This window comes from Clostridium saudiense (assembly GCF_000577815.1).
Classification (GTDB): domain Bacteria; phylum Bacillota; class Clostridia; order Clostridiales; family Clostridiaceae; genus Clostridium; species Clostridium saudiense.
This window is the reverse complement of record NZ_CBYM010000066.1, coordinates 1-8,871: the sequence shown is the minus strand read 5'-3', so window position 1 is coordinate 8,871 and position 8,871 is coordinate 1. Positions and strand designations below refer to the sequence as shown.

The window sequence follows — 8,871 nt, the reverse complement described above, 5'->3', positions numbered from 1 at the left end:
CTCATACTTATATATCTGGTGATGATGGCGTAGAGGAAACACTCCTTCCCATTCCGAACAGGAAAGTTAAGCTCTACAGCGTCGATGGTACTGCACGGGGGACTGTGTGGAAGAGTAGAACGTTGCCAGGTAATATAAGGATCTTTAGCTCAGTTGGTTAGAGCAACCGGCTCATAACCGGTAGGTCCGGGGTTCGAGTCCCTGAAGGTCCACCATATTTGGGGGTATAGCTCAGTTGGGAGAGCACTTGCCTTGCACGCAAGGGGTCAAGGGTTCGAATCCCTTTACCTCCACCAAAGCTACGATTTATTTCGTAGCTTTTTTTGCGTTTATTATAAAAAATATATGAATAATATTATTTAGACTTTATTTTTTATCTAATAGTGGTATTATAAATATGAATGTGTATTACAATATATGTTAAAAACTAGGTGGTAAAAATCGTGTTATATAGAGTAAAACAATTTTTTTGGGCAATAAAATCATTATCGGAAGATATTGATAAGGACTATGTAAACAAATTTTTAAATAAGAAAGAAAAAAGGTTGTTTAATAGATTAAAGAAAATGGATAAGCAACATTGTATTAGAGTAAGTAAAGATGCGGTTAATTTATCAAAAGATAAAGGCTTAAATACTAAAAGAGTTGCAAGAGCTGCATTACTTCATGATATAGGAAAAGGAGAATATGGACTTAATATAGTTGAAAAATCAGTTTTAGTAATACTTAATAAAGTAAGTAAGGGTAAATTAAAAAAATATAACACTATTAAGGCTGTAGACTCTTATTATAATCATGCTGAAAAGGGAGCTAATTTATTAAAACAATTTAATGTATATGATAAAGAATTTTTAGATACAGTTAGATATCATCACAATAACAATGTAGTAGGAAATAAATTGCTAGAGATAATAAGAGAAAGTGATAATAGAAATTAAAGGATGGGATTAATTATGAAAGCTGATGAAAGACGAAATGCTATTATGGGAATATTAATAAAAGAAAAAAGAGCAATTAAAGGTACAACATTAGCTGAAAATTTTAATGTTACCAGACAAATAATAGTTAAGGATATAGCTATATTAAGAGCTAAAGGAAATAATATAATAGCGACACCAGATGGTTATATGATTAATGATGATAATAGTAGGGTAAAATCAATAATAGCAGTAAAACATAATGATGATGAAATGTTTAATGAGATGGAGATTGTAGTTAAATATGGAGGCATTATAGAAGATGTAATAGTTGAGCATCCTATTTATGGAGAGATATGTGGAGCATTAAGAATAAAGAATCTTAATGATTTAAATAAGTTTAGAGCTTCATTAGAAGATATAAAGGCAAAGCCATTATCAGTACTTACTGATGGAATACATCTTCACACAATATCTGCTGATTCTGATGAGAATATGCAGTTAATAAAGGATGAATTAAAAGAAAAGGGATTTATTTTATAAATTAGGGGAATTGGATTATGGATTATGATGTTTTAGTTTTAGGTGGCGGTATTATTGGATGTGCTGTTGCTTATGAATTATCTAAATATAATTTAAATATAGCTGTAATTGAAAAGGAATATGATATTGCTGATGATGTATCTTTCGTTAATACTTCTATAGTATATGATGGTTCTGAAACATCTAATAATGTAATGGCTGGATTGGAGTATATAGGAAATATATTATTGGAAGATTTATGTGAGAAGTTTAATGTACCTTTTAAAAGAATTGGATCGTTAAGAGTAGTTAATGATGATAATGGAGTAGTTAAATTAGGTGAAATGTATGAGAGAGCTATTAGAAGGGGCATAGATGGCGTTTATTTAGTAGAACCAGATGAAGTATATGAAATAGAGCCTAATATAAATACATCAATAAAGAAGGGGTTATATTCACAAAATGTTGCAATAGTAGCGCCATATGATTTAGCAATAGCATATGCTGAAGTTGCATCTGATAACGGTGTTAACTTTAGATTAGAAGAAGAAGTATTAACTATTCAAAATATAACAAAGGGATTTAAAGTTGTTACAAATAAAAATAAATTTTCATGTAAGGTAGTTATTAATACAATAGCAAATGAAATTTATATAAATGAAAAAGGTATAGTAGAAGAAAAGGATACAGAAAATGATATAAATTCATTTAAAAATATGAGTTATATTTTACTTGATGATAATTACGAAAATAAATTAGAAAGAATAGTAACGAAAACTTTTGATAAAGATACATTTGTTGTTTCAACACCAGTTTTAAATGGTGGGTCATTAGTTGGTATAAAAAGTATTGAAAAAACAAGTTTAGATGATAATTTAAATTATGCTAGTAAATTATTAAAGAACTTAAACAAAGGAAATATAAATAATTTATTTAGGGAAAGCTATGATAAAGATTCTATAGTTGTTGATGAACAGCAAATAGATAAAGGCTATATAAGTGTAATTGGTACGCATTATGGTAAAGTTACATTAGCACCAGCTATAGCTAAGATGTTATGTGATACTATTAGCAGTAGTTTAAATTGCAAATTGAAAAAGAATTTCATTGATAAACGTCGTGAATTTTATAGATTTAGAGAAATGAATAGGAATGAAATTAACGAAGTAATTAAATTAGATAAAAGATATGGAAAGATTATATGCATGTGCAATAATGTATCTGAAGGAGAAATAGTTGATTCTATTAGAAGACCTTTAGGTGCAAGAACTGTTAAAGGAGTTAAAAGAAGAACAGGTGCTGGATTTGGAAATTGCCATGGTTCATATTGTAATGAAAGAATAATACAAATCTTAGCCAGAGAATTAGATAAAAAGATTACAGATATAGTTGATGACTCAAAAAATTCTAATATAATTTCTGGTAGAATAAAGGAATTTAAAGAAATATAGTAGGAGTATATTATGGGGAAAAAAGATATATTTACATCAGTAGTAAGGGTAAAAGGTAGTGACAGATTTAAGGTTATTCCTGTTAAAAGTAGTGCTGAGGTAGAAAGAGAGCTATGGATTGAAATGTCAAAAGTTGTTAGTAGATTATATGTAAGTATTCCTATAAAAATGGGAAGTATTATATGTAAGAATATATTAAATAGTGGTGTAGATATAATTTGTACTAGGGATATTGACAAAAAGTAGGAGATTATAATATATTAAATATATTATAATAAATTATTTAGTTAAACCGTTGAAAAGGCTAGTAATAAGATTATTGTTTTAAGAGAGTCAGTGGTTGGTGTGAACTGATAGCAATGTTTTATGAATCCACCTTGGAGGGACTGTGATGAGCAGTACGGATAAACCCGTTAGTTTTGTAAAGAGTGGATAGTAATGTATCTTTATATGCATTATTATCAATTAGGGTGGCAACACGGAGTTCTTCGTCCCTTATGTGGGATAAGAGCTCTTTTTTTATACACGAAAATAATTTATAAAAACAATTGGAGGATATTATGTTAGATTTAAAATTTGTAAGAGAAAATCCAGAAATAGTTAAACAAAATATTAAAAATAAGTTCCAAGATCAAAAACTTGGATTAGTTGATGAAGTTATTGCTTTAGATGTTGAAAGCAGAGCTACACAACAAGAAGCTGATTCATTAAGATCTAATAGAAAAACAATTTCTAAGCAAATTGGTGCATTAATGGGTCAAGGAAAGAGAGAAGAAGCTGAAGAATTAAAAGCAAAGGTTAACGAACAAGCTAATCGTCTTGCTGAATTAGAAGCTAAGGAAACTGAGCTTCAAGAAAAGATAAAAAATATAATGTTAGTTCTTCCTAATATTATTGATCCAAGTGTTCCAATAGGAAAAGATGATAGTGAAAATGTAGAAGTTGAAAAATTCGGTGAACCTGTAGTTCCAGAATTCGAAATTCCATATCATACAGAAATAATGGAAAAATTAAATGGTGTTGATTTAGATGGAGCTAGAAAAGTAGCTGGTAATGGATTCTATTATTTAATGGGTGATATTGCTAGATTACAATCAGGAATATTATCTTATGCTAGAGATTTCATGATTGATAAAGGATTTACTTACTGTATACCTCCATTCATGATTCGTAGTGAAGTTGTTACTGGTGTTATGAGTTTCGCTGAAATGGAATCAATGATGTATAAGATAGAAGGTGAAGATTTATACTTAATAGGTACAAGTGAGCATTCTATGATAGGTAAATTTATTGATACTATATTAAAAGAAGAATCTCTTCCTCAAACTTTAACTAGTTATTCACCATGCTTTAGAAAAGAGAAAGGTGCTCATGGAATAGAAGAAAGAGGAGTTTATAGAATTCACCAATTCGAAAAACAAGAAATGATAGTTGTTTGTAAGCCGGAAGAAAGTAAAGAATGGTTTGAAAAGTTATGGAAGTATACAGTTGAATTATTCCGTTCTTTAGATATTCCTGTTAGAACATTAGAATGTTGCTCAGGAGATTTAGCGGATCTTAAGGTTAAGTCTATTGATGTTGAAGCGTGGTCTCCAAGACAAAAGAAATACTTTGAGGTTGGAAGCTGCTCTAATTTAGGAGATGCTCAAGCTAGAAGATTAAAGATTCGTGTAAATGGAGAAAACGGAAGATACTTTGCACATACTTTAAATAATACAGTTGTTGCACCACCTAGAATGTTAATTGCATTCTTAGAAAATAACTTAAATGAAGATGGATCAGTAAATATTCCAGAAGCTTTAAGACCATATATGGGTGGAAAATCAGTTATAAAATAATAATATATATGAGATATGAGATAATTAATAATAATTTTCTCATATCTCATTTTTATTTTATATAAGATAAAGGCTTTACTAATCAATAAGTATTGACAAATTTTAGGAATATGTTAGATTTATTATGGGTGGTATTTTAATTAAACCGCACCATATATAATATATTTGAAAATTTAAGAAGAAAAGAAATAGCTCATATCAATTTTGAATGGGACTAAGTAGTGTCACACTCTTATGGAGGTGATAAATATAAAATTTGGATTTATTGGAGCAGGAAAAGTTGGATTTTCCTTAGGAAAATATCTAAAAGAAAATAATATAGACATAAGCGGATATTATAGTAAAAACCAGCATTCATCTAGAGAAGCTGCAATTTTTACTAATACAAAGCAATATAATAATTTAGAAAATTTAATAAAAGATAGTGATACTATATTCATTACGACACCTGATAGCGAAATTAGTGTTGTTTGGAGTGAAATCAAAAAATTATCTATCAAAGATAAATTAATATGCCACTGTAGTGGCTCTATTTCTTCAGAAATCTTTTCAAATATAAATAATCATGGTGCCTATGGTTATTCTATTCATCCCATGTTTGCTATTTCAGACAAATATAATTCTTATAAAAATTTATCTCAAGCATTTATTACAATTGAAGGACATAAAAAACATATTGAATTTTTTAAGCAGCTTTTTTCTCAATTAGGAAATGATGTAGCTATTATTTCAAAAGAAAATAAGGCTCTATATCATGCTGCATCAGTAACTGTCAGCAATCTTGTTTTAGGATTAATTAATAATGGTATTAATTATCTTGAAGAATGTGGTTTTAGTCAGGAGATGGCTATGAAAGCTCTTTATCCATTAATTGAATTTAACCTAAAGAATATTAGGGAAAAAGGAACAATTAATAGTTTAACTGGTCCGGTAGAAAGAGGCGATTTAGTTACTGTAATTAATCATTTAAATGTTTTAAGAGAAGAAGATAAAGAATTATATAAGTTATTATCAAAGAATATTTTAAAGATAGCAAAGGTAAAAAACTCAAATAGAGATTATAAAAATTTAGATGAATATTTAGGAGAATAGGTTATGAAAAATACAGCAGTTACATTTAAACAAGCTAAGGAAAAGAAAGAAAAGCTTACTATGCTTACAGCATATGATTACTCTACAGCAAAGATAATTGATGAAGCTGGAATAAATGGGATTTTAGTTGGAGATTCATTAGGAATGGTATGCTTAGGATACGAGGATACATTATCAGTTACTATGGAAGATATGATACATCATACTAGAGCTGTAGCAAGAGGAACTAAAAACACTTTAGTAGTTGGGGACATGCCTTTTATGTCATATCAAACATCGGTTTATGATGCTGTAGTTAATGCAGGAAGATTAATTAAAGAAGGAAGAGCACAAGCTGTTAAATTAGAAGGTGGAATTGAAGTTTGCGATAAAATAGAAGCAATAGTAAAGGCTTCAATACCTGTTATGGCTCATATTGGATTAACACCACAATCAGTTAATGCATTTGGTGGGTTTAAGGTTCAAGGTAAAGATGAAGAAGCTGCAAAAAATCTTATTGAAGCTGCTTTAGCGGTAGAAAAGGCAGGAGCATTTGCTGTTGTATTAGAATGTGTTCCAGCTAAGCTTGCAGCTATAATAACTGAAAAACTATCTATTCCAACAATAGGTATAGGAGCTGGAGTAGAATGTGATGGGCAAATACTTGTTTATCAAGATATGTTAGGAATGTATAGTGATTTTACGCCTAAATTTGTTAAGAAATATGAAACTTTAGGTGAAAAGATGAATGTAGCGTTTAAAAAATATATTGAAGAAGTTAAAGATGGTGTTTTTCCAGCTGAAGAACATTCTTTTAAAATAAATGATGACGTAATTGAAAAATTATATTAAAGGGGAAGAAAAATGAGAGTAGTTGAAAGGATAAATGATGTAAGAAGTACCGTAAAGGAATGGAAATCACAAGGCTTAAAGGTTGGTTTTGTTCCAACAATGGGGTATTTACATGAAGGTCATGAAAGTCTTATTAAAAAGGCATCAGAAGAGAATGACAAAGTTGTTGTAAGTATATTTGTAAATCCTATTCAATTTGGGCCTAAAGAGGATTTAGCTAGTTATCCTAGAGATTTAAAAAGAGATAGTGAGATTTGCGAAAGGGCAGGAGCTAATCTTATATTCCATCCAGAAAATGAGGAAATGTATTTTAATGATTTTTCTACATTTGTTGATATGAATGGATTAACAAATGGATTATGCGGTAAGAGTAGGCCTATACACTTTAGAGGTGTATGCACTGTTGTTAGTAAGTTATTTAATATCGTAGCACCAGATAGAGCTTATTTTGGGGAAAAAGACGCTCAACAATTAGCAGTAGTTAAAAGGATGGTAAGAGATTTAAATATTGATGTTGAGATAGTTGGATGTCCTATAGTTAGAGAAGAAGATGGACTAGCTAAAAGTTCAAGAAACACTTATCTATCAGAAGAGGAAAGAGCAGCTGCTACTATTTTAAATAAGTCATTAATGCTTGGAAAAGAAGAAATTCAAAATGGACAAAGAAATAGTGCCAGCATAATTAAAATTATAGAAGATAGTATTAAGAGTGAAAAATTAGCAAGAATTGATTATGTAGAAATTGTAGATAGTAGTTCTTTAGAAAAAGTTGAAGAAATTAATAAATCAGTATTAGTAGCAATAGCTGTATTTATAGGAAAAACTAGATTAATAGATAATTTTACGTATGAGTTATAGCAAGGAGAGAAGAACAATGAAGGTAAATATGTTAAAGGGAAAGATACACAGAGCAACAGTAGTACAAGCTGAATTAAATTATGTTGGCAGTATTACAGTTGATGAGGATTTATTAGATGCAGCAGGAATATATGAATATGAGAAGGTTCATATTGTTGATATAGATAATGGAGCTAGGTTTGAAACATATACGATAGCTGGTGAAAGAGGGTCAGGTATGATTTGCTTAAATGGGGCTGCTGCAAGATGTGTACAAGTTGGAGATAAAATAATATTAATGGCTTATGCTGATTTAGAGACAGAGGAAGTAAAAAATCATAAGCCAAAGGTTGTTTTTGTTGATGATGAAAATAAAATTAGTAGAATTACTAATTATGAAAAACACGGACAATTATCTGAATAAAAAAATAAAATTAATATATTGATATTAGTATAAAATAGGAATGGTAAAGTAAGAAAATATTTTAGTCTTACTTTACCATTTTTTATTAATAGTTAGATGTAGTATTATGTAGTTATTAAGATATGTAATTAAGAGGTTTTAAGATGATAAATAAAAAGCAAATAACTAAGGTATGTAATAATTGTAGTGAGTGTGGTTTACCAGTTATAACCTGCATATGCAATAGTATAAGAAAGGTTGAAACAAAAGCTAAGTTTATAATTTTATCTAGTGAACGAGAAGTATATAGAAATACGAATACAGCTAATTTATTAAAACTAATAAATCCAAAATCTACTGAAATAATTATATGGAAAAGAGGAGAGGTTGCAGAAAAAGTTTTAAACTATATTAATAGTAATATTTATAGCACATATTTGATATTTCCTATTATTAATGAAGAAATGAAAAAAAGAAAAATTCAATATAGTAAAAGTAATAGTATACCTGTATTTATTATTGTAGATGGAACATGGAAAGAAGCTTGGAAGATAATAAGAAAAAGCAATTACTTAAAGGATTTACCTATAATATCTTTAGACATAGAGAGAAGCTCAAAGTTTAGCTTACGAAGAGGACAAGAAGATGGAAATCTATGTACTGTAGAAACAGCAATAGAGTTACTTAAGATGAATAAAGAAAATAATATAAGTGAAATTATAGATAAGAGTTTTGAGTTATTTTTAGAAAGTTATAAGGCTGGAATGAGTGGTCATAAAATTAAATAAAAAAATTTAATAAAAAGTGTTGACATAGTATTTATACGTTGATATAATAACAATTGTTCCGAGGAGAGATGGTCGAGTTGGTTTAAGGCACCGGTCTTGAAAACCGGCGTGCGTGTGAGCGTACCCAGGGTTCGAATCCCTGTCTCTCCGCCATAAGTCTTTAGCATTAGCTAAAGACTTTTTTTTTTATAT

Annotated in this window: 10 protein-coding genes, 3 tRNA genes, 1 rRNA gene and 1 other annotated feature; all 14 genes read left to right on the top strand. The window is 29.3% G+C overall.

Annotation, left to right across the window (positions count from 1 at the left end):
* Positions 1–14: 14 nt before the first annotated feature.
* The 14 genes from rrf (at position 15) to TY07_RS16475 (ending at position 8,832) form a co-directional block, all read left to right on the top strand.
* Positions 15–131: ribosomal RNA gene (gene rrf / locus TY07_RS16540) — 5S ribosomal RNA — on the top strand.
* Between the two features lie 7 nt (positions 132–138).
* Positions 139–215, top strand: a tRNA-Ile gene (locus TY07_RS16535).
* A 5-nt stretch (positions 216–220) separates the two neighbouring features.
* Positions 221–296 (top strand) — tRNA-Ala (locus TY07_RS16530).
* A 147-nt stretch (positions 297–443) separates the two neighbouring features.
* Complete coding sequence (locus tag TY07_RS16525; RefSeq protein WP_042402816.1) at positions 444–938, top strand: HDIG domain-containing metalloprotein; 495 nt, start codon at positions 444–446, stop codon at positions 936–938.
* Between the two features lie 15 nt (positions 939–953).
* Positions 954–1,460: a transcription repressor NadR gene (locus tag TY07_RS16520; protein WP_042402812.1), complete on the top strand. Its 507-nt coding sequence runs from the start codon at positions 954–956 to the stop codon at positions 1,458–1,460.
* A 17-nt stretch (positions 1,461–1,477) separates the two neighbouring features.
* Entirely contained in the window at positions 1,478–2,890 is a 1,413-nt protein-coding gene (locus TY07_RS16515) for an NAD(P)/FAD-dependent oxidoreductase (protein ID WP_042402807.1), read from the top strand.
* 12 nt (positions 2,891–2,902) lie between these two features.
* The gene (locus tag TY07_RS18465) at positions 2,903–3,136 is read left to right on the top strand and encodes a DUF1667 domain-containing protein (protein WP_042402805.1); all 234 of its coding nucleotides are present in this window, start codon (positions 2,903–2,905) and stop codon (positions 3,134–3,136) included.
* Between the two features lie 40 nt (positions 3,137–3,176).
* Positions 3,177–3,389: a binding site (T-box leader), on the top strand.
* Positions 3,390–3,450: 61 nt separating this feature from the next.
* A complete protein-coding gene (gene serS, locus TY07_RS16505; protein WP_042402801.1) occupies positions 3,451–4,728 on the top strand; it encodes a serine--tRNA ligase in 1,278 nt (425 codons plus the stop codon).
* Between the two features lie 234 nt (positions 4,729–4,962).
* Entirely contained in the window at positions 4,963–5,820 is an 858-nt protein-coding gene (locus tag TY07_RS16500) for a Rossmann-like and DUF2520 domain-containing protein (protein WP_042402799.1), read from the top strand.
* A 3-nt stretch (positions 5,821–5,823) separates the two neighbouring features.
* Positions 5,824–6,651: a 3-methyl-2-oxobutanoate hydroxymethyltransferase gene (gene panB / locus TY07_RS16495; RefSeq protein ID WP_042402795.1), complete on the top strand. Its 828-nt coding sequence runs from the start codon at positions 5,824–5,826 to the stop codon at positions 6,649–6,651.
* A gap of 12 nt (positions 6,652–6,663) precedes the next feature.
* Complete coding sequence (gene panC, locus TY07_RS16490; protein WP_042402792.1) at positions 6,664–7,509, top strand: pantoate--beta-alanine ligase; 846 nt, start codon at positions 6,664–6,666, stop codon at positions 7,507–7,509.
* A 16-nt stretch (positions 7,510–7,525) separates the two neighbouring features.
* Complete coding sequence (panD, locus tag TY07_RS16485; protein WP_042402790.1) at positions 7,526–7,912, top strand: aspartate 1-decarboxylase; 387 nt, start codon at positions 7,526–7,528, stop codon at positions 7,910–7,912.
* Positions 7,913–8,055: 143 nt separating this feature from the next.
* A complete protein-coding gene (locus TY07_RS16480; RefSeq protein ID WP_042402788.1) occupies positions 8,056–8,679 on the top strand; it encodes a tRNA-uridine aminocarboxypropyltransferase in 624 nt (207 codons plus the stop codon).
* A 62-nt stretch (positions 8,680–8,741) separates the two neighbouring features.
* A tRNA-Ser gene (locus tag TY07_RS16475) sits at positions 8,742–8,832 on the top strand.
* Positions 8,833–8,871: the final 39 nt, after the last annotated feature.

Excerpts from the sequence above, each read along its gene's own strand:
- TY07_RS18465 (WP_042402805.1), top strand. The coding sequence starts at position 2,903 with ATGGGGAAAAAAGATATATTTACATCAGTAGTAAGGGTAAAAGGTAGT.
- panD (WP_042402790.1), top strand. The coding sequence starts at position 7,526 with ATGAAGGTAAATATGTTAAAGGGAAAGATACACAGAGCAACAGTAGTA.
- TY07_RS16515 (WP_042402807.1), top strand. The coding sequence starts at position 1,478 with ATGGATTATGATGTTTTAGTTTTAGGTGGCGGTATTATTGGATGTGCT.
- TY07_RS16500 (WP_042402799.1), top strand. The coding sequence starts at position 4,963 with ATGGAGGTGATAAATATAAAATTTGGATTTATTGGAGCAGGAAAAGTT.
- TY07_RS16520 (WP_042402812.1), top strand. The coding sequence starts at position 954 with ATGAAAGCTGATGAAAGACGAAATGCTATTATGGGAATATTAATAAAA.
- panC (WP_042402792.1), top strand. The coding sequence starts at position 6,664 with ATGAGAGTAGTTGAAAGGATAAATGATGTAAGAAGTACCGTAAAGGAA.
- serS (WP_042402801.1), top strand. The coding sequence starts at position 3,451 with ATGTTAGATTTAAAATTTGTAAGAGAAAATCCAGAAATAGTTAAACAA.
- panB (WP_042402795.1), top strand. The coding sequence starts at position 5,824 with ATGAAAAATACAGCAGTTACATTTAAACAAGCTAAGGAAAAGAAAGAA.
- TY07_RS16480 (WP_042402788.1), top strand. The coding sequence starts at position 8,056 with ATGATAAATAAAAAGCAAATAACTAAGGTATGTAATAATTGTAGTGAG.